Raw genomic sequence first — 19,485 nt, 5'->3', positions numbered from 1 at the left:
CTCCCGATCAGATTGGTGCCACCACGGCTTGCGCCTCGGCCCGGCGCCGGCCAAGCCGGCGTTCCCCGACCAGCAGCTGGATGGCGATCAGAATGATCATCATGACGACGATCAGCACCGCCGAATAGACGATGGCGATGCCGTATTCGCCGACATCGGCTCGCCCGACGATATAGACGGTGGCGAGATTGAAGCGGCCGGTCGCCAGGAAGATGACGGCGCTGACGGCGGTCACCGCACGCACGAAACTGTAGATCATCGCGGTCACGATCGCCGGCTTCAGGATCGGCAGGATCACCCGCCGCAAGGTGGCGAAGGAACGCGCGCCCAGTGTCAGCGATGCCTCGTCCAGGCTCTTGTCTATCTGCCCCAGATTGGCGAGGCCGGCGCGGATCGCCACCGGCATGTTGCGGAAGATGAACGAGATGACGATGATCAGTCCGGTGCCGGTCAGTTGCACCGGCGGCACGTTGAAGGCGAGGATATAGCTGACGCCGACGACCGTGCCGGGAATGGCAAAGCTCATCATGGCGAGGAATTCGAACATCGTGCGCCCGGCGAAATGCTGCCGGTCGAGCAGATAGGCGGTCAGGATGCCGAGCGCGGCGGTGAACGGCATCGCCACCAGCGCAAGGCCGATGGTCATCAGCAGCGACGGCCAGGCCGACCCGCTCAGGAACCAGCCATTGACGCCTTTCTCGACGGAGAAAGCGGTGAGGAAATATTCGAGCGTCGGCGTGTTGTCGCGGCCGATCGATTGCACGAAGCCGCCGCCCAGGATGATGCCATAGACCACGACGGTCAGAAGCAACCAGGGAACGACGGCGGCGTAGCAGCCGATGCGCAAGCCCTTGGGCAGCGTGGCCGGCACACCGCCATCGCCCTTGCCGGCGACGGTGACGTAGCTGCGGCTGCCGATCCAGCGGCGCTGGATGACGAAGGCGGCGAGCGTGAATCCCAGAAGCACGATCGCCAGCACCGCCGCACGGCCTTGATCATGCGCAGCGCCCACCACCGCAAAGAAGATGTCCGTCGACAGCACGTTGAAGTTGCCGCCCAGCACCAGCGGGTTGGCAAAGTCGGCCATGCTCTCGATGAACGAGATCAGGAAGGCGCTGGCCAGCCCCGGGCGGATCAGCGGCCAGGTGATTGTGCTGAAAGTGCGCCAACGGCTGGCGCGCAAGGTCTGCGAGGCCTCCTCCATGCTCGGGCTGACGCCCTGCAGCACGCCGGCCAGGACCAGGAAGGCGATCGGCGTGAAAGCCAGCACTTGCGCGATGGTGATGCCGGCCATGCCGTAGATCCAGCGGCTGCGCGGAATACCGAGATGTTCTGACAAAAGATTGGTGACGATGCCGGCCCGGCCGAACAACAGGATCAGCGCCAGGCCGATGACGAAAGGCGGCGTGATGATCGGCAGGATGGAGAGGCCGCGCAGCAGCCATTTGGCAGGCAGCCTGGTGCGCAACGCAATCAGCGCCAGCGCCAGGCCTAGCGCCGTGCAGAAGAATCCCACCATCACCGCGATCGCCACCGTATTCCACGCCACCCCGCAGGAACCGTCGCCGTAGAGGCAGCGCAGGCTCCAGATGTTGGCACTGAACAGCTTTTCGGCAAACAGAGCCGGCACGACATTGCCGTCATTGTCCTCGATGGCGGAAGCGAGGATCGACAACAGCGGATAAGCCACGAACAGGATCAGCGAAGCGATCACGATCAGCAGCGAGCCGACGACAAAACGGTCGCCCTTGCACCAGCCACGCGCGGCCAGCGCCTCGGCGATGAACATCAGCATCGCCACCGCGTACAGCACGGCACCCCAGCCGAGACCCGGCTGCACCGGCCCCGGCGTACTGGCGAGATGCCCAAGCCAGGCAAATCCCCAACCCGAATGGATGATGGAAAAACCCTCGACCGCCAGCCAGGCGAGACCGGCAGCGCCCGCCACCGCCAGGCCGGGGAGGTTCCGGCGCGCGACGAGCCAGCTTGCCAGGAGAAGTGGCAGGATCAAGGGAAGCAGCCACAGCTGACCGTTCAGCGACAGCAGGATGGCTGGTGCCGCCTCCGCCGGACGCGCCAGCCAGTCAAAGGAAAGCAAGCCGCCTTCGACTTTGTACCATGGCAGCACAATGAAGCTCGCCCATGCCAGCGCCAGCCATCCGGCGGCACTGCGCCCCGGGAGGTCATTGGCCATGGGATAGGGCGAAGCCCGTGCCATTCGACATCTTCCTTCGGTATGGTCGGGGTTGCGCCGGCTGCCCCGCAGGCAGCCGGCGGATCGGCCGTACGGACCAGATCAGCCGCCGTTGCGGATCTCATCGGTGAACTTCTTCAACAGCCGCTTGCGCTCCGCTGACGATCCGTATTTGGCGAAGTCGTAGTCGATCAGCTTGATCTTGCTGAGGTCCGGCGCCTCGGGCGGCACCGGGGTGCCGGTGTTCGACGGGATCTGGTAGCTGCCGTTCGGAGCCGCCAGTTTCTGCGCGTCTGGCGTCAGCGCCCAGTCGTAGAATTTCCGCGCCTCGTCGATGTGCTTGGCCCCGGCAACAATGCTCATCGACCCGATCTCGAAACCGGTGCCTTCACAGGGCGAGACCACCTTGACGGCCGGGTTCTGCTTGGCGGCGTTGATGACGTCGTGCTGGAAGGAAATGCCGACCAGCGTCTCGCCCTTGCCCACGGCGAGCGCGGGTGCGGCGCCCGCCTTGGTGTATTCGGCGATGTTCTTGTTGAGCTGCTTGAGATAGTCGAAAGCCTTGTCCTCGCCCATCAGTTGCACGATTGTCGCCAGCATCGTCCAGGCGGTACCCGAGGAATTGGGGTCGGCCATCTCGATCTCACCCTGGAAATCGGGCTTGACCAGATCCGCCCAGCAGGCCGGCGCCGTCAGGCCGCGCTGTTTCAGGTCTTCCTCGTTGTAGCCGTAGCCAAGCGCGCCGAGATAGATGCCGACGGTGCGGTTCTTGGCGCGTTCAGCCTGCCTCAAAGCCCAGTCGCGCAGGTTCGCCAGCTGCGGCGACTTGTATTCCTGGGTGAGACCTTCTTCCGCCGCCTGAAGATGCGGGTCGCCGGTGCCGCCCCACCAGATGTCGGCTTGCGGATTGTCCTTCTCGGCCCGCAGGCGCGCATAGATCTCGCCGGCGCTCATGCGGGTCATGTCGACGCTGACGCCGGTTTCCTTCTGGTAGGTCGTGGCCATGGCCCGGCACCAGGCTTCGTCGACGCCGCAATACATCACGAGGTTGCGATCCGCCGCATGGGCGCCGCCGGCCAGACCGAAAATGGCCAGCACCGCAAGGCCAAGCCACGTCCTGCCTTGTCTGCGATCAAATGGACCTTTCATCGATAATTCCTCCCTTTCATGCTCTCTGGAATTGGTTATTCGTCGTCGAGCGGCACTCCGATCACCTGGGACAATCTCGCCGCCACACCCGGCGCCGCAGCAAGCACCGGATTGCCCTTCGCCATGCCGTCGCCGTCGAGAAAGCGGTTGACGCGCCCGCCGGCTTCCTCGACCAGCAGCAATCCGGCCAGGCAGTCCCATGCATTGATATGAAGCTCGGCATAGGCATCCGAGCGGCCGTCGGCCACATAGGCAAGGCCGAGCGCCCCCGAACCGGAGCGGCGCACATTGGCGCCCAGCGACCAGACCAGGGCCACCTTGTCCAGATAGTCGCGGTTGGGAATCCGCGGCGACCAGCCGAACTCCACGGAGGCGCGGTCGAAGGCCTGGGTGCGCGAAACATGGATCGCCGCGCCGTTGCGCGTCGCACCGTGCCCGCGGCGGGCAAAATAGACCTCCCCGATGGCCGGATTGGCGATGCCGCCGATCTCGCTGCGGCCGTCCTGGACGAAGGCGATCGAAACGCAGAAATGCGGAATGCCGCGCATGAAATTCGCCGTACCGTCGATCGGGTCGACGACCCACATGCGATCAGAGCCGCCGCTGCCACCGGTTTCCTCGCCCAAAAACCCGTCCTCGGGAAAGGCCGCGGCCAACGTCGTGCGGATGTGATGCTCGACCTTCCCGTCGGTCTCGGTCAGGAAATCCTGCGGGCCCTTCATCTCCACAGGCTGCGCGGCGTCGATTTGGCTGTAGCCCTGCATCGCCATGTTTCCCGATGACAAGAGCAGTTGCCGGCAAACATCGGCGCGCCTGTCGAGTTCGGCTTCGGACATCCGGCTCGGTTTCGGCCGCACCGCCACGCTGTTCATGCTGTCCGTCCAGGCAATGGCAGCTTCGATGCGGTCTGCGAAGAAATGGGCAAGGTAGCCTCCGGCGCCGGCTTCATGCACGGCTGTGCAAAGCTGTTTCATTTACGCATGTGTGTCAAGGGCAGCGGTTACACCTGTGACTGGCTTGCGCTATGCTGCACGTGCGTGCAAAGAATCGAGAAACGCAGCGAGAGTGTGCATGACGACGCCAAGAGGCCGTATTGGCTTTTCCAGTGCCCAGCAGGTCGCGGAGCTTGCCGGCGTTTCGCGCTCGGCGGTATCACGCACGTTCACGCCCGGCGCCAGCGTTTCGGAAGAAACCCGCGAGCGGGTGCTGCTGGCGGCCGAGCAGCTCGGCTATCACGTCAACCACCTGGCGCGCGGCCTGATGCGGGCATCGACGGGCATCGTCTGCCTTGTCGTCGCCGATGGCGACACGCCCTACCAAGCCCGTATCCTGCGGGCGCTGACACAGCATCTGAGGGATGCCGGCAAAGTGGCCATGGTTTTCAACACGTCGGGCCCCAGCCACCATGTCGACCAGGCGCTGCGCAACACGCTGAACTACCGTGCCGATGCGACGATCGTGCTGTCCGGCACGCCGCCGCAGGAGCTGATCCGAACCTGCCTCGAGAACGGGCAGCGCCTGATCCTGATCAATCGCGACGACCGGTTCGACGGGCCGCATAACATCGGCGTGGACAACGCCGCCGCCGCCGAGGCGGCACTTCACGCCTTTCTTCGTGCCGGTTGCACCAGGCCTGCCCTGGTGACGTCGGCAGCCGGCACGCCCAGTCTGGTGGCGCGCGAGACGGCGTTTCTTGCCGCGGCGCGGAAGGAACGGCTGGAGGTGATCCAGTGGCGCGAGGGCCGCACGGGTTATGCGACTGGGGCAGAAGGCGCAAGGCGCCTGCTGTCGGGCCGGCAGCGACCGGATGCGGCGTTCTGCGTGACCGACCTGATCGCCTGCGGTTTTCTGGACGCGGCGCGCCACGAGTTCGGCGTCGACGTCCCGCGCGATCTCTGCGTCGCCGGCTTCGACGACATCGAGCAGGCTGACTGGGCTTCCTACCGGCTGACGACCTTTGCGCCGCCGATTGAGGAGATTGCCACGCACGCCGTGCGACTGGCCGCCGGTTCGCGCGAGGAAGCAGGCGCCGGCAGTCGCCTGACCTGCCACGCGCCGATGGTCTGGCGCGGCACTGTGAGGCCAGGTCGGGGCTGATGCCGATCGGACTATAGTCCCGGTCGGTGAGCGTCTCGTGTGCTAGATCGCAATGCTGCCGATCGCGGCATCGACGGCGTCGCCCAAACGGTCGACGATAATATCGACCGTGCCGTCGTCGACGATGAATGGCGGTGCAAGCAGGACGTGATCGCCAGCCCGCCCATCGACGGTGCCGCCCATCGGATAAACCATCAACCCCCGCTGCATCGCTTCCGATTTTATCCGGGCATGGACCTTCAGGCGCGGATCGAACGGGGCCTTGGCCGAGCGATCCGCGACAAGTTCGATGCCCTGGAAAAGGCCGCGCCCGCGAATGTCCCCGACATGGTGATGGTTGCCGAAGCGCTCACGCAGCCGTCGTTCGAGCGTGGCGCCTCGCGCCGCGACATTGGCAAGCAGACCATCACGCTCGATGACCCGCTGCACGGCGAGGCCGGCCGCACAGGCGAGCGGATGACCGATATAGGTGTGACCGTGCTGGAAGTCGCTGCCTTGCGAAAAAGCATCGAATATCCGGTCGGATGCCAGCACCGCCCCGAGCGGGGCATAGCCGCCGCCGAGCCCTTTGGCGATCACCATGATGTCGGGTGCGACGCCTTCCTGGTCGCAGGCATGCAGTGTTCCGGTACGACCCATGCCGCACATGACTTCGTCGAGGATGAGCAGCACGCCGTGGAGATCGCAAATCTCGCGGATGCGCCTGAAATAACCGGGTGCGGGTGGCACGGCGCCGAGAGTCGCTCCAACCACTGTCTCTGCGACAAAAGCAATGACCGTTTCCGGCCCGAGTTCCTGCAGCTTCGTCTCAAGCGCATCGGCGGCGCGCAGCCCGTAGGCCTCGCTGCCTTCATCCGGCCGCTGATGCCGATAGGCATAGCATGGTTCGATATGATGGTTTTCGATCAGCATGGGCTCGAACGGCGCCTTGCGCCAGGCGTTGCCTCCCACCGAAAGCGCGCCCAGCGTATTGCCATGATAGCTCTGCTGACGGGCCACGAAGCGGCGGCGCTGCGGCTCGCCGCGCTCGACGAAATATTGCCGCGCCATCTTCAGGGCGGTCTCGATGCCTTCCGATCCGCCGGAGACGAAATAGACGTGATGAAGATCGCCCGGCGCGTGAGCGGCAAGTTCGTCCGCCAGTTCCTCCGCCGGCCGGGTGGTGAAGAAGCTGCTATGCGCATAGGCGAGCCGGTCGAGTTCGGCATGCATCGCGGCAAGAACAGCCGGATGCTGATGGCCAAGGCATGAGACGGCCGCGCCGCCGGAGGCGTCGATATAGCGGCGTCCCTTGCTGTCGATGACGGTGACGCCATCGCCGCCGACGGCAACGGGATAGTCGTGGTGGATCTGGCGATGGAGGATATGCGTCATGACCGTTGCCTGGTTTCGTAGATATGGGTGGAAAGGGTGTCGAACTGACGTTCGACGTCGCGCATGGCGGCCAGCGCGCGATCGCCGGCGGCGGCCGCCAGGATCGCGGCCAGCGTTTCGGCGATGGCAAAGGCCGGCGCCATGGTGTGGAAAAAGGACGGGCTCTCGGTTGGCACGATGATGACGGCGCCCGCCCGGTTGACGAGCGGCGAGACCACGCTGTCGGTAATCGCCACGATTTCGAGCGCGCGGCTGCGTGCATAATCGACGAGTTCGACGGCGGCGCGCGTATAGGGCTTGACGCTGATCGCCAAAAGCACGTCGCCCGCTCCCGCTTCCCACAAAGGATCAGGCCCGGTTCCGCCGACGCCGTCAAGCAGACGCACCGCGCCGCCGGCGAGGCCATAGACGTAGGCGAAATGGCAGGCGACGGGGTAGCTCGACCGATAGCCCAGCGCATAGATGCGCTTGGCGCCTGCCAGCACCGAGGCTGCCCGGGTCACCGCCTCCAGCGTCGCCGGATCGCAAAGCTTCGCCATATGGCGCTCGAGCGTTTCGGCCAGCTCGAAGGCCAGCGCGCCGTCTCCTCCGCGCTTCCGCCGCGCCATCAATGCTTCGGCCTTGCCCAAGAACTCCTTCTCGCCGCGGCGAAGTTGCTCGGCGTAGAGGTCGCGCAGGCTATCGTAGCCGTCGAAGCCCATGCGCTGGGCAAGCCGCGTCATCGATGCCGGGGTCACCCCGGCGCGCTGCGCCTGGACGCGCATCGACAGGAGGGCAACGTCACGCGGATTGTCGAGCACCCATTGCGCCGCCGCGCGAAGCTGGCGCGGCATCGTCTCGAAACTCTCGAGCAGGCGCGAGCGGAAGGCGGGTTCCAACATGGCGCGAATTTACGCCGGCCGTTGACGAGCTGCAATGAATATTTCAATCTGCCAGAAATGAGCGTAGTGTTTCATTCAATCAGAAAACAAGAACAGGGGAAATTCGCATGAAACAGACCATATCCAGTCATTTGGGAGCGCTGGCGGCACTCGCGCTGGCTTCCTTGCCGTTCGCAGCCGCACCGGCTCTGGCCGAGGATCCAATCGCGCTAGGCTGGGTGGGGCCGCTGTCGCCGCCCGGCAACTATTCCGGCGGCCAGGAGATGCAATGGGCGGTGCAGCTCGGAGTTGACGAGGTCAACAAGGCCGGCGGCGTGCTCGGCCGTCAGCTGAAGGTGAGCTACGAGGACACCAAAGGGCAGCCGGCCGACGGCAGCGCGGCGGCGGTTCGGCTCATCACCAAGGACAACGTCGCCGCAATCTTCGGCGAATTCCATTCCTCGGTCGCCCTCGCCGAAATCGAGGAGGCGCACAAATACGGCGTCGCCTGGGTCGGTACAGACGTATGGGCGGATGCCATCACGGCCAAGCAGTATCCGGAAGTCTATCGTCTCGCTCCGGCCAACTCGCTCGTTTACGTTAAGGCAGCCGACTGGACGGTCGAGCAAGGTTTCAAGAACATCGCCATCATCGCCGAAAACACGGACTTCGGCCAGGGCGGGGCCAAGGTCATCGCCGATGAGCTGAAGGCCAAGAACGTCCCCTATACGCTGGCAACGATCGACCTGAACCAGCAGGATTTCACGCCCGCGCTGCTGCGCCTGATGAACCAGAGCCCGAAGCCTGATGCGATCCAGATGGTGATCGCCGGACAGGCGCAGTATCAGCTGGTCAAGCAGGCCTGCCAGCTCGGCCTCGCACCGACTGCCGAAACGGCCCTCATCGGCTCCTCGGGTCTGCTGCAGAAGGAAGTGTGGGAAGTCGACGGCGAATGCGCCAACAATCTTCTCATCGTCAACGTCGCGCAGCCCAAGTCGCAATGGAACGACAAGGCCAAAGCATTCGTGAAGGCGTTCACCGGACGCTACAATAGGGCACCGACCGGCGTGGCCATGGAGGCCTATGACACGTTCGGTGTCGTCGTCGAAGCGATCAAGAAGGCAGGCTCGGCTGACCGCGCGGCGATCGTGAAGGCACTGGAAGAGATCAAATATGAAGGGGTGAACGCCACCTACACCTTCCCGACCACCAAATCTCCCGACTGGGCTTTCCATCAGTTCGTCGACGTGCCGTTCACGATCATCCAATACACGGCCGTGAACCAGGCGCCGGAGGATGCTGCGATCGTCTATCCGAAGAAGTGGGCCACCACCGACAAGGTCATGCCCGGCAAATGAACGGCACGCCGGCGGCTCCATAGCCGCCGGCGGCCGCTTCACTGGACAGGCGGCCGACAACGAGGTGATGTGAACCCATGAGCTATTTCCTCCTCCTGGCCGTCAACGGCCTGGTCATCGGCCTCATTTTCGCGCTGACGGCGGCGGGGCTCACTTTGGTCTTCTCGGTGTTGAAGGTCGTCAATTTCGGCCATGGATCGCTCTATATGCTGGGCGGCTATGCGTCCTACTACATCATCGCCTGGTTCCATGCGCCGCCGCTTGTCGGTGTCGCCGGCGCGATGGTGGCCCTGTTCATCTTCGGCGTGCTCTTCGAGAGGCTCGTCATAGCGCCGATGTATACCGACAAGGTCGAGCGCAAGGACGAATACGCCATTATCGTCACCTTCGGCCTCACCATTCTGATCACCAATCTCGGCCTTGTCGTCTTCGGCCCCTTCGCCAAGGCGCCGCCGTCCTTCATGACAGGAGCGCTGATCCTCGGTCCGTTGATCCTGCCTTACGACCGGCTGATCGCTGCGGTCGCTGCCGTCGTCCTGCTTGTCGGTCTGACGCTTTTCCTGAAGCGCACCTCGCTTGGCCAGGCACTCGATGCGGTGAGCCAGAGCCGCGAGTCCGCCGCGGTCATCGGTATCGATCCACGCCGCATGTACACCATCGCTTTCGGCATCGGCTCGGCGCTTGCCGGCGGGGCAGGGGCGTTGATCGCGCCGATCTTCGCCCTGTCGCCGTCGATGGGTGAGTTGCCGGCCGTGCAGGCCTTCATCATCATCGTGCTCGGCGGCATGGGTTCCGTCGGCGGAAGCATTACCGGCGGCATCCTGCTCGGCCTGGTGCAAGGGCTGGGTGTCGGCTATCTGCCGGATCCCAATCGCGCGCTTGCCTATACGCAGGCGTTCGGAGCGCTGCTGCTCGTCATTGCGTTGCTCTTCCGGCCGACCGGCCTGTTCGGCCGCTCGCATCTGCGGCTGGAATAGGGGCACGGCAATGATCCGTCCAACATTCTCGCAATCGGCTCAGGCGATTCTGCTCGTGGTGGCGTTGCTGGTGCCGCTCGGCGTCGGACCATACTGGACCCACGTCGGCGCCATCGCCTGGTACTATGCGCTGCTTGCCGCGAGCTGGGCGCTGCTTGCCGGTTTCGCCGGTCAGTTCTCCTTCGCCCATGTGGCTTTTGCCGCGCTGGGCGGATATGCCTCGGCCTTGTTCGTTGGCCAGATCGGCATGCCGGTGCCGCTTGCCATTCTTGCCGCCATCGCTCTTGCCGTCGTGGCCGGCGCCCTGATCGGCGCGCTCGTCCTGAGGCTTTCCGGGCCTTATCTGGCCCTCTTCACGCTTGCCATTTCGGAAATCTTCCGCCTCGTGCTGGTCGCGGAGGAGGACATCACACGCGGCATGCTGGGCTTGCCGGTGCCCGGCCTCTTTTCCGGTCGATCGGACCTGCCTTATTACTATTTCGGCCTTGCGCTCGTCGTCCTGGCGGTATTGGGAATGAATGCCTTGTTGGCGACCCGCGTCGGTCTTTTTCTACGTGCCATCCGGGAAGACGAGGGCGCCGCGCGCGCCAGCGGGGTGGATACCACGCGCTACAAGATTCTCGTCTTCGTGGTAACCAGCGTGATCGCGGCGATAGCCGGCATTTATTACGGCCATTTCATCGGCATCCTGACGCCGAACATGGCTATCCTGCCGGAGATGGGTCTGGTTATCGCGATGGCGGTGATCGGCGGCATCGAAAGCCTGCCCGGCGCCGTGGTCGGTGCAGTCGTCGTCTTCCTGCTTTCCGAGACGCTGCGGTCCTACGGCGAATGGCGTTTCGTGCTGATGGGTCTGGCGCTTATCCTGGTGCAACGCTTCGCGCAGAACGGCCTGTATCCGATGGTCGAAAACTGGGCGCGCTTCCGCGCGCGGCCACGGGAACAAGCGCCTGTTCCAACTGCTACCACCGAGGAACCCCATGCCGGTTGAGAAGGACACCGCTTTTTTCTCGGTCAGTGGTCTTGCCAAGCATTTCGGCGGCATCCATGCCGTCGAAGGCTTATCCTTTGCCCTGGCCCGCGGCGAAATTGTCGGGTTGATCGGTCCCAACGGCTCGGGAAAGACGACCACCATCAACATGGTGACGGGCGCGCTCAAACCCGACGGCGGTGCCATCCTCGTCGAGGGTACCGACATGGCGCGCTCGCCGGCTAATCTTTTCGCGCGCCGCGGTGTTGCCCGTACTTTTCAGGTTCCCCGCCTGTTCCGCCGCATGACCGTGCTGGAAAACCTCATCGTGCCGGCACTTTCCGACCCGGCTGAGCGGCGCGCCGCGGCAGAGGAGCGCGCCCGTGGGGTCCTTGCTTTCCTGAGGCTCGACCATCTCGCCGACAGTTATGCAAGAGCGCTTTCCGGCGGCCAGCAGAAGCTGCTGGAACTCGGCCGGGCGCTGATGCTCAAACCGAGATTGCTGCTTCTGGACGAGCCCTTCGCCGGCGTCCACCCGCGCCTGCTGGAGGAGATCATCGAGCACATAAGGAGCCTCAATCGCGACGGTCACACCATCGTCGTTGTCGATCACAACCTCGAGGCTATCCAGTCGGTCGTAACGCGCGTCATGGTGATGGCGCGAGGGCGCAAGATCGCCGACGGCGCGGTCGCCGAGGTGCTGCGCAATCCCGAGGTCGTGCACGCCTATACGGGATCCCGCGCAACGCATCGGGAAGCACGATAATGGAAACCGCTTCCCTGCCATCGACCCCGCCGCTGATCGCCTGCGAGAACCTTGTCGCCGGCTATACGCGCGACATCGACATATTGCGCGACGTTTCGGTCAGGGCCTGGCCTGGCAGCATTTCCTGTGTGGTCGGGCCGAACGGCACCGGCAAGTCGACGCTTCTCAAGGCGTTGTTCGGCTTTCTGAAACCGAGTGCCGGCCGGGTGCTTCTGCGAGACGTGGACATCACCGGAAACCCGCCCTTCCGGATGCTGGGCCTTGGCCTGGCCTACCTGCCGCAGCGGCCGAGCCTCTTTCCTCATCTCTCGGTCGAATCGAACCTGAAACTCGGTCTCTGGCATGCCAGGCCGAAGAAGACGGTGCTGACCGAGAAACTGGAACATGTCTATGAGCGGTTTCCCGTCGTTCGCGAGAAACGCGCGCAGCCTGCCGGCCAGCTCTCGGGAGGCCAGCAGCGGCAGGTCGAGATCGCACGCAGCCTGATGGCCGATCCGTCGGTCTACCTGATCGACGAACCGACCGCCGGCGTCGATCCGCAGACCAGCGAGACGATCTACGACATCGTCCGCGATCTTGCCCGCGAACTCGGCAAGGCCGTGCTGCTGGTCGACCAGGATATTCGCGCCGCGCTTGCCATCACCGACTACGTCTATGTGGTCAAGAACGGCACGGTTTTTTCCGAAGGCGCGCGCGCGGATTTCGGTGCCGACACCGACGCTCTTGTCGCACGTTGGCTGTATGCGAGCGGTGAATGAACGGGCAGCTTACGGCGTGGCGTAGCCCGGCGGCTGTTCGAACAGGCCGTCGCGCCGAATCTCTAGCGCCCGCCCGATCCTCAGCGCCAGCGGATCCTGGAAGCGGCGAACCGCGATCTGCAATCCTGCGGGCAGACCATTGACGAGACCGATGGGGACGCTGAGCGCTGCCATGTCGAGGAGGTTCACCATGCGGGTAAACGTCCCAAGCGGCGTCGTTGTCTCATCGATGTCGGCCAATGGCGGCGCGGTAATCGGCGCCGTTGGCGTCAGGAACGCATCGGCGCCTTCGAGATCGCGATGAAACTCGATCTGCGCGGCTCGGCGCCTTGCAATCAACTCGTGATAAGCGGCGAGGCCGATTTCCCTGCCCTTGAGAACCCGCATGCGGATCGCCGTGCCGACGCCGCTGTCCGCGGGTTCCACGTAACGGCCGAGATGATGCCAGGCTTCGACGGCCATGATGTCGCCGGCCAGGGCCTTGTAGGTGTCGTAAGATTGCGGCATCGGCATCCGATCGACATTGGCACCGAGCGCCTCCAGTTCAGCGACGGTGGAGTCGAAGCGGTCCAGGATGCCGCAGTCTACGCCGGCAAGGTCCACGGCCGAGGGGATGCGCAGGCGAAGGCCCGATATGCTCCGCTCGAGCCCGTCGAGCGGCGAGGTCGACGCCACGCCAAAGGTGGCCGGATCGCCGGGATCGGGACCCTCGAGCGCGGCCAGCAGAAGGGCTGCATCCTCCACCGACCGGGTCATGGGACCGATGCTGTCGAAGGACATGGCAAGCGGCAGCAAGCCGCCGCGCCCGATAAGGCCGAAGGACGTCTTCAGGCCCACGATTCCGCACATGGCGGACGGATTGCGGATGGAGCCCGTAGTGTCGGTGCCGAGCGCGACCGGCACCAGTCCGGCGGCGACGGCCACGCCCGAACCGCTCGACGATCCGCCCGGCGCGCGCGGGATGGCGCTGTCACGCGGGTTCAGGGGCGTGCCGGCGACCGGGTTGGTCCCCCAACTGCCAAAAGCAAATTCCACGGTGTGCACCTTGCCCAGCAGGATCATCCCGGCCGCGACAAGGCGTTCGATTGCCGTTGCCGTGGCGGTTGCGAGTTCGCCCGCAAGCGCTTTCGAGCCTGCCAGGGTCGGATAGCCTTCGACGTCAAGCAGGTCCTTGGCCGCGAAAGGGATACCGTCCAGCGGCCCTTTCGAGACGCCGCGACTGCGACGCTCGTCGGCTTCGCCGGCGGCCTGGAGCGCAGCCTCAGGAAACAGCCGGACGAACGCATGCAGCGAATTGTCATGAACGTCGACACGATCCAGCGCGCGCCGGACGATCTCGGTCGAGGATGTGTTGCCATCGGCGAGCGCGCGGCTGAGTTCGGCGGCGGTGGCGAAGGCGGAAATCCCTTGGGCGGTGGCGTTCATGCTGTCCTACCTGTGCGAGTCGGTGAAATGAAGCATGGAAAACCACGTTGCGGGAGAGCCAATTGGGCCCGGAGATGAAATTGAAGCCGTTGCTGATCATGGTTGCGCCGAACGGAGCGCGCAGAACGAAGGCCGATCATCCGGCTCTGCCGATGACCGCCGACGAACTTGCCGAAACGGCGAGGCAGTGTCTCGCTGCCGGCGCCGCCGCCATCCATGCGCATGTCCGCGATGCTTCAGGCCGGCACACGCTTGACGCCGCGCTTTACCGGGATGCCATCGCGGCGATCCGGGAGCGGACGCAGGGCGTCATGGCGATCCAGATCACGACCGAAGCGGTCGGGCTCTATTCGCCACGCGAACAGATGGATCTTGTTCGGACGCTTCATCCGGTTTCCGTCTCGATCGGCTTGCGTGAGATAATCAGCGATGGCGAGGCGGAGCCGGCCCGCTTCTTCGCGTGGGCCGGTCGGGAAGGCATCGCGGTCCAGCACATTCTCTATGATCGGGCCGATCTCGACCGTTTCATCGATCTGCGGCGGCGAGGCATTCTGGCGGAGCCCACAAGCCCCCGGCTGCTGTTCGTCCTTGGACGCTATGCCGCCGATCAGGAAAGCCGGCCCGAAGACCTCGATGTCTTCCTTGAAGGGCTCGATGCGCATGGTCTTGAAGGCGCCGTATGGTCGGTCTGCGCCTTCGGACGGGGCGAGACCTTGGCGCTGACGGCGGCGATCGCGGCGGGAGGGCACGTGCGGGTCGGCTTCGAGAACTCTCTCTGGCACGCCGATGGCAGCCTCGCCCGCGACAATGCCGAACGGGTCGCGGCAATCGTCGAAGCCGCTGGCCGCACGGGGCGCCCGATTGCTTCTGCCGCGCAGGCGCTTGATATTCTCGGAATTGCCCGCCAGCAGTGAGGGCCCGCGCGCCTTGTTAGAGGATCGGCCGCGCGCCTGCAAATTCGCCAGGGTAGGACGGGCACGGTCTCGAACGGACCCGTCATATCCTTGCATCCAAATCGGGCGGCTTGCCTTGCGAGCCGTCTTCCTTGTGCGTTTTATCGCGGATGGCCCGGAACAATGGCCCCGATGAGGGGTTTGGTCGCGACATAGCGAGCGACGGAGCCAGCGATGTCCGAGCATGTTCCCCCAAACTCCTCCAGTCTCAGCAGACGAAGCTTTATGACCGCGACCGTCTCCGCGGCTGCGGTGACTCCGCTTCTGGCCTCGACAGCCAGGTCCGAGGAGCCTCCGGCTGCTGCCGCCAAGCCAAACGAGCCTGTCATGACAACACTGACCATCAACAAGCAGCCATACAATCTGGCGCTCGACAGCCGAACCAGCCTGCTCGACGCCTTGCGCGACCATGTCGGCCTGACGGGCACGAAGAAAGGTTGCGATCATGGCCAATGCGGTGCCTGTACGGTGCTGGTCGATGGCCATCGCGTGCTCTCCTGCCTCAGCTTCGCGGTGATGAACGAGGGCAAGGCGGTAACCACCGTCGAAGGGTTGGCGTCGACGGATGGCGGCCTGCATCCGATGCAGCAGGCCTTCATCGATCACGATGCGTTCCAGTGCGGCTATTGCACGCCCGGCCAGATCATGTCCGCGATCGGCTGCGTCCACGAAGGACATGCCGGTTCAGAGGACGACATTCGCGAATATATGAGCGGCAACCTTTGCCGATGCGCGGCATACCCGAACATCGTCGCGGCAATCGTCCAGGCCCGCGACCAGATCAGGAGGGCCTGAGATGCATCCTTTCGTCTATGAGAGGCCCGCCAGCCTCTCCGCGGCGGTCGTCGTCGCCTCGCGCTCGGCCACCAGGCATCCGCCGACGCAAGCCCCCGCGCAGTTTATTGCCGGTGGCACCAATCTCGCCGACTATATGAAACTCGGCGTCGCCCGGCCGGAACGCTTGCTCGATCTGAACGGTCTCTCCGAACCGGCATTGCGGCGGATCGAGACCGATGGTGAGGGTCTGCGCCTTGGCGCTCTTGTGCGGATGGGCGACGCGGCCGAGAATGCCGAGATCAAGCGTCGGTATCCGGTGATCGCGGAGAGCCTGCAACTGGCGGCAAGCGGCCAGCTGCGCAACATGGCAAGTCTTGCCGGCAACATCCTGCAGCGCACCCGCTGCGAATATTTCCGCGAAACCTCATGGCCATGCAACAAGCGCGAGCCAGGCTCGGGCTGCGCCGCGATGGACGGGTTCAACCGCCAGCATGCCGTGCTGGGGACCAGTGAGAACTGCATCGCGACCTATCACGGTGACTTTGCCCAGGCCCTGATCGCGCTTGACGCCACGGTTCATGTCCAAGGCCACAACGGGCGGCGAAAGATTCCGTTTGCCAGCCTGCATCGCCTGCCCGAGGACAGCCCTCACATCGAGACCGACCTGGCACCCGACGAGATCGTCACCGCCATAGAGGTGCCCGCCGGCGCATGGACCAGGCGTTCGCGCTATCTCAAGATCCGCGATCGGCAATCCTATGCGTTTGCCCTTGCATCGGCCGCGGTCGCCCTCGACCTCGACGGCGAGACCGTGAACGAGGCGCGCATCGCGCTTGGCGGCGTGGCGACCGTACCCTGGCGGGCAAGAGCGGCGGAGGAGATCCTGCGCGGCAAGGTGCTCGACGAGGCAGCGGCGGCCGAGGCCGCCGAAGCCGCGTTCGCCGAGGCCCAGCCGCGTCGGCACAACGCATTCAAGATAGAACTCGGCAAGCGAACCTTGATCAGGGGGCTGCTCGAAACCCGTGACATGAAGGTGTGATCATGAACGTCGCCGCTCCACAGCCGAAGGAAAACATGGGACAGCCGCTGCCGCGTATCGATGCGCGGCTGAAAGTGACCGGCCAGGCCGAATACGCGGCGGATCTCCCGGCCGCCAACATTGCGCACGCCGTGCTCGCGACGAGCAGCATCGCCAAGGGCAAGGTCGCCAGGCTTTACCTGGATGACGCGCGCTCGGTGCCCGGCGTCCTCGACATCGTCACCTATGGCGACCTCGACAAGGTCGAGACGCCGAAATTCGGAAATACCGGCGCGAGTTCTATCGGGCCGCTGCATGACAAGGCGATCTTCCATGACGGTCAGATCATTGCGCTGGTGGTCGCCGAGACCTTCGAAGCAGCCGAGGAGGCGGCGCAAAGGATCCGCGCGGACTATGCCGAGGAAAAGCCGACCGCCAGTTTCGACATGCCGGGGACAAAGACCATCGACGCCGCCGGCAAAAGCCCGTTGTTCAAGGAGGACGTCAAGGCCGGCGATTTCGATGCCGCGTATGAATCGGCCCCGATGAAGATCGATGCGCGGTATTCGACGCCGACCCAGCATCACAACCCGATAGAGCTGTTCTCGACCACCGCTGTTTGGCAAGGCGACCAACTCACCGTTTACGAGCCCTCCCAGAACGTGACCGGCTGGAAAGTCGAGTTGGCGCGGCAATTGAGGCTCGACCCAGCGAATGTGCGCATCGTCTGCCCTAACGTAGGCGGCGCATTCGGCTCGAAGGGGCCGATGACGGCGCGAACGGCCATCGTGGCTGTGGCCGCCAGGCGGCTTGGCCGGCCGGTGCGCTGTGTGGTCAGCCGCATGCAGGCGTTCGGCACCCAGACCTATCGGGCCGAAACCCGGCACCGCATCCGCATCGGCGCCGGCAAGGACGGCCGCATCACTGCTTTCGGCCATGAAGGCTGGGAGGTGACCTCGAGACCCGATTCCTATGTCGTCGGCGGGACTTCGGCCACCGGTCGCATGTATGCTTATGGCTCGGTGCTGACGCATGTCTCGCTGGTGCAGGCGGATCGCAACACGCCCGGTTATATGCGCTCGCCGCCCGAGACGCCCTACGTCTATGCCCTCGAGAGCGCCATGGACGAAATGGCCGTCGCACTCGGCATGGACCCGATCGAATTTCGCCGGATCAACGAGCCCCAGAAGGAGCCGATCGGCGGCAAGCCGTTCTCCAGCCGGTCGCTGATGAAATGCTACGATCAGGCCGCTGACGCCTTCGGCTGGACAAGACGGGATGCGAAAGTCGGCTCGATGCGTGACGGAGACTGGCTCGTCGGCATGGGATGCGCGACGGCAGTCTACCCGACCGCGGCCGCGCCATGCGCGGCCCGCGTGCGCCTGACGGCCGAAGGAGACGTGCGCGTGCAGTGCGGCTCGCATGAAATCGGCACAGGTGTGCGAACCGTTGCCGGCCAGATGGCGGCGGAACGTCTCGGTGTCGACATCGGCAAGGTCGCCGTCGAGATGGGCGACAGTGCCTTGCCGCCGGCGCCGGTATCGGGAGGTTCGATTTCCACTGCCAGCGTCTGTTCGGCCGTGCTCAAGGCGTGTGATGCTGTGCGCACGAAATTGTTCGCCGCAGCGGTCGCGGAGGGTGGCCCTCTTGCAGGCTCGCACAATGAGGAACTGGACCTCCACGAGGGACGGATCCTCACCAAGGGCGGGGCGTCGGCAAGCACCGCCGATATATTCAAGGCCATGCAGGTAGGCGCCATCGAGGAATATGCCGAATTCGCGCCGAAGGGCTCGACCCCCGAAGCGCTCAAAAAACTCTATGCCGGCCAGTCGGAATTCCATGGCGGCGAGTCCGACGCGGATTCGGTGAAATATGCGTTCGGGGCCGAATTCGTGGAGGTGCACATCCACAGTTACACGCGCGAAATCCGTGTGCCGCGCATTGTCGGTGCGTTCGCCGCCGGGCGCATCATGAACACGCGCACCGCGCGCAGCCAGCTGATGGGAGGCATGATCTGGGGCATTGGCCAGGCCCTGCATGAGGCGACCGAGATCGATACCCGCTATGCCCGCTATGTGAACCGCGACCTGCAGGATTATCTGGTCCCGGTGAATGCCGATGTCAGGGACCTTGACGTCATACTGGTTCCGGAGATCGACCATGAGGTCAATCCGGCTGGTGTGAAGGGCCTGGGCGAACTCGGCAATGTCGGCACCGCCGCTGCCGTCGCCAGCGCTGTCTACCACGCGACCGGCAAGCGGATCCGCGACTTGCCGATCAGAATTGACGATCTGATCGTTTGAGGACCGAGACAAAGAGGATTGCTCCGCCGCAACAAGCGTGGGTTTGTCCTCGCCCAGTTTCACTGCCTTGCGGATCGGGATGCTGATGCGTCAGGAACCGACTGTTTCATGCCAGGGTGATCCGGAACAGCCGGAACCCTTCCCGCCCCATCGAACGGAACTGACCGTAGGAGCGCTCAGCCTTGGCCGCGCAGGATGCTGACGACGAGCAGCGTCAGCGCCGTATTCCACAGCGCCTGCTCGGCCCGGTATTTGCACCGGCAGCCACCACGCCCTGCGCCTGGTCGATGGCGTGTCCCAGCAGGCGCGGAATGAAAAGCTGCAGCGTCGCGGCGATGAAGGTCGAGACGATGGTGATGGCGACCTGCCAAGGGTGGCGCAGCGTCATGCGCATGATACGCAGCAAGGTGCCAGGGCCCTTGCCCCAGGAGGCTTGCGCCACATGGGCAAACGATTTGCCGCGCCCCGCCGCGCTGCCGATTGCTTGCGTGTTCAAGGACCTATCC

The 19,485-nt window shown here is 64.5% G+C and carries 17 protein-coding genes; 10 read left to right on the top strand and 7 right to left on the bottom strand.

What is annotated here, in order from left to right; all coding sequences use genetic code 11:
* Positions 1-7: 7 nt before the first annotated feature.
* From FJ426_RS14895 to FJ426_RS14885, 3 genes are all read right to left on the bottom strand, one after another.
* Positions 8-2,218, bottom strand: coding sequence for an iron ABC transporter permease (locus FJ426_RS14895; protein WP_246675547.1), 2,211 nt, complete (start codon positions 2,216-2,218; stop codon positions 8-10).
* 78 nt (positions 2,219-2,296) lie between these two features.
* Positions 2,297-3,343: an ABC transporter substrate-binding protein gene (locus tag FJ426_RS14890; RefSeq protein ID WP_140560387.1), complete on the bottom strand. Its 1,047-nt coding sequence runs from the start codon at positions 3,341-3,343 to the stop codon at positions 2,297-2,299.
* A 35-nt stretch (positions 3,344-3,378) separates the two neighbouring features.
* A complete protein-coding gene (locus FJ426_RS14885) occupies positions 3,379-4,179 on the bottom strand; it encodes an inositol monophosphatase family protein (RefSeq protein ID WP_181168461.1) in 801 nt (266 codons plus the stop codon).
* 235 nt (positions 4,180-4,414) lie between these two features.
* On the opposite strand from FJ426_RS14885, the gene FJ426_RS14880 reads away from it, so the two are divergent.
* Complete coding sequence (locus FJ426_RS14880) at positions 4,415-5,440, top strand: substrate-binding domain-containing protein (protein WP_140560388.1); 1,026 nt, start codon at positions 4,415-4,417, stop codon at positions 5,438-5,440.
* Positions 5,441-5,482: 42 nt separating this feature from the next.
* Here the strand turns inward: FJ426_RS14880 and FJ426_RS14875 are convergent, their stop codons facing one another.
* Positions 5,483-6,814 (bottom strand): aspartate aminotransferase family protein, encoded by a 1,332-nt coding sequence (locus FJ426_RS14875; RefSeq protein ID WP_140560389.1) that lies wholly within the window; start codon positions 6,812-6,814, stop codon positions 5,483-5,485.
* A complete protein-coding gene (locus tag FJ426_RS14870) occupies positions 6,811-7,695 on the bottom strand; it encodes a MurR/RpiR family transcriptional regulator (RefSeq protein WP_140515002.1) in 885 nt (294 codons plus the stop codon). Before FJ426_RS14870 ends, FJ426_RS14875 begins: the two co-directional genes overlap by 4 nt.
* A 107-nt stretch (positions 7,696-7,802) precedes the next feature.
* Here FJ426_RS14870 and FJ426_RS14865 point away from each other — a divergent pair, with 107 nt between their 5' ends.
* The 5 genes from FJ426_RS14865 to FJ426_RS14845 all read left to right on the top strand — a co-directional run bounded on the left by FJ426_RS14865 (position 7,803) and on the right by FJ426_RS14845 (position 12,503).
* Positions 7,803-9,032 (top strand): ABC transporter substrate-binding protein, encoded by a 1,230-nt coding sequence (locus FJ426_RS14865; protein WP_140560390.1) that lies wholly within the window; start codon positions 7,803-7,805, stop codon positions 9,030-9,032.
* Between the two features lie 77 nt (positions 9,033-9,109).
* Positions 9,110-10,009: a branched-chain amino acid ABC transporter permease gene (locus FJ426_RS14860; RefSeq protein ID WP_140524813.1), complete on the top strand. Its 900-nt coding sequence runs from the start codon at positions 9,110-9,112 to the stop codon at positions 10,007-10,009.
* Positions 10,010-10,019: 10 nt separating this feature from the next.
* Complete coding sequence (locus tag FJ426_RS14855) at positions 10,020-11,000, top strand: branched-chain amino acid ABC transporter permease (RefSeq protein ID WP_140560391.1); 981 nt, start codon at positions 10,020-10,022, stop codon at positions 10,998-11,000.
* Positions 10,990-11,745: an ATP-binding cassette domain-containing protein gene (locus FJ426_RS14850; RefSeq protein WP_140515007.1), complete on the top strand. Its 756-nt coding sequence runs from the start codon at positions 10,990-10,992 to the stop codon at positions 11,743-11,745. Before FJ426_RS14855 ends, FJ426_RS14850 begins: the two co-directional genes overlap by 11 nt.
* The gene (locus tag FJ426_RS14845; protein WP_140498392.1) at positions 11,745-12,503 is read left to right on the top strand and encodes an ABC transporter ATP-binding protein; all 759 of its coding nucleotides are present in this window, start codon (positions 11,745-11,747) and stop codon (positions 12,501-12,503) included. Before FJ426_RS14850 ends, FJ426_RS14845 begins: the two co-directional genes overlap by 1 nt.
* 9 nt (positions 12,504-12,512) lie before the next feature.
* Here FJ426_RS14845 and FJ426_RS14840 read toward each other — a convergent pair whose 3' ends face one another.
* Complete coding sequence (locus tag FJ426_RS14840) at positions 12,513-13,928, bottom strand: amidase (protein WP_140560392.1); 1,416 nt, start codon at positions 13,926-13,928, stop codon at positions 12,513-12,515.
* A gap of 80 nt (positions 13,929-14,008) precedes the next feature.
* On the opposite strand from FJ426_RS14840, the gene FJ426_RS14835 reads away from it, so the two are divergent.
* The 4 genes from FJ426_RS14835 (at position 14,009) to FJ426_RS14820 (ending at position 18,979) form a co-directional block, all read left to right on the top strand.
* Entirely contained in the window at positions 14,009-14,842 is an 834-nt protein-coding gene (locus tag FJ426_RS14835; protein WP_246675546.1) for a 3-keto-5-aminohexanoate cleavage protein, read from the top strand.
* Positions 14,843-15,055: 213 nt separating this feature from the next.
* Positions 15,056-15,676, top strand: coding sequence for a (2Fe-2S)-binding protein (locus FJ426_RS14830; protein ID WP_140498389.1), 621 nt, complete (start codon positions 15,056-15,058; stop codon positions 15,674-15,676).
* Between the two features lies 1 nt (position 15,677).
* Positions 15,678-16,697 carry a xanthine dehydrogenase family protein subunit M gene (locus tag FJ426_RS14825; RefSeq protein ID WP_140825239.1) on the top strand — a complete coding sequence of 340 codons (1,020 nt, stop codon included), beginning with the start codon at positions 15,678-15,680 and terminating at the stop codon, positions 16,695-16,697.
* A gap of 2 nt (positions 16,698-16,699) precedes the next feature.
* Entirely contained in the window at positions 16,700-18,979 is a 2,280-nt protein-coding gene (locus tag FJ426_RS14820; protein WP_140524807.1) for a xanthine dehydrogenase family protein molybdopterin-binding subunit, read from the top strand.
* A gap of 214 nt (positions 18,980-19,193) precedes the next feature.
* Here FJ426_RS14820 and FJ426_RS14815 read toward each other — a convergent pair whose 3' ends face one another.
* Positions 19,194-19,475 (bottom strand): hypothetical protein, encoded by a 282-nt coding sequence (locus FJ426_RS14815; protein ID WP_224619155.1) that lies wholly within the window; start codon positions 19,473-19,475, stop codon positions 19,194-19,196.
* Positions 19,476-19,485 lie beyond the last annotated feature (10 nt).

The organism is Mesorhizobium sp. B2-6-4 (assembly GCF_006441495.1).
Taxonomy (GTDB): domain Bacteria; phylum Pseudomonadota; class Alphaproteobacteria; order Rhizobiales; family Rhizobiaceae; genus Mesorhizobium.
The sequence above is the reverse complement of the archived record's forward strand: the minus strand, read 5'-3'. Positions and strand labels throughout refer to the sequence as shown.

Bases quoted from the DNA above. Each gene is read 5' to 3' on its own strand.
- FJ426_RS14895 (WP_246675547.1), bottom strand. From the start codon at position 2,218: ATGGCACGGGCTTCGCCCTATCCCATGGCCAATGACCTCCCGGGGCGC.
- FJ426_RS14890 (WP_140560387.1), bottom strand. From the start codon at position 3,343: ATGAAAGGTCCATTTGATCGCAGACAAGGCAGGACGTGGCTTGGCCTT.
- FJ426_RS14885 (WP_181168461.1), bottom strand. From the start codon at position 4,179: ATGTCCGAAGCCGAACTCGACAGGCGCGCCGATGTTTGCCGGCAACTG.
- FJ426_RS14880 (WP_140560388.1), top strand. From the start codon at position 4,415: ATGACGACGCCAAGAGGCCGTATTGGCTTTTCCAGTGCCCAGCAGGTC.
- FJ426_RS14875 (WP_140560389.1), bottom strand. From the start codon at position 6,814: ATGACGCATATCCTCCATCGCCAGATCCACCACGACTATCCCGTTGCC.
- FJ426_RS14870 (WP_140515002.1), bottom strand. From the start codon at position 7,695: ATGTTGGAACCCGCCTTCCGCTCGCGCCTGCTCGAGAGTTTCGAGACG.
- FJ426_RS14865 (WP_140560390.1), top strand. From the start codon at position 7,803: ATGAAACAGACCATATCCAGTCATTTGGGAGCGCTGGCGGCACTCGCG.
- FJ426_RS14860 (WP_140524813.1), top strand. From the start codon at position 9,110: ATGAGCTATTTCCTCCTCCTGGCCGTCAACGGCCTGGTCATCGGCCTC.
- FJ426_RS14855 (WP_140560391.1), top strand. From the start codon at position 10,020: ATGATCCGTCCAACATTCTCGCAATCGGCTCAGGCGATTCTGCTCGTG.
- FJ426_RS14850 (WP_140515007.1), top strand. From the start codon at position 10,990: ATGCCGGTTGAGAAGGACACCGCTTTTTTCTCGGTCAGTGGTCTTGCC.
- FJ426_RS14845 (WP_140498392.1), top strand. From the start codon at position 11,745: ATGGAAACCGCTTCCCTGCCATCGACCCCGCCGCTGATCGCCTGCGAG.
- FJ426_RS14840 (WP_140560392.1), bottom strand. From the start codon at position 13,928: ATGAACGCCACCGCCCAAGGGATTTCCGCCTTCGCCACCGCCGCCGAA.
- FJ426_RS14830 (WP_140498389.1), top strand. From the start codon at position 15,056: ATGTCCGAGCATGTTCCCCCAAACTCCTCCAGTCTCAGCAGACGAAGC.
- FJ426_RS14825 (WP_140825239.1), top strand. From the start codon at position 15,678: ATGCATCCTTTCGTCTATGAGAGGCCCGCCAGCCTCTCCGCGGCGGTC.
- FJ426_RS14820 (WP_140524807.1), top strand. From the start codon at position 16,700: ATGAACGTCGCCGCTCCACAGCCGAAGGAAAACATGGGACAGCCGCTG.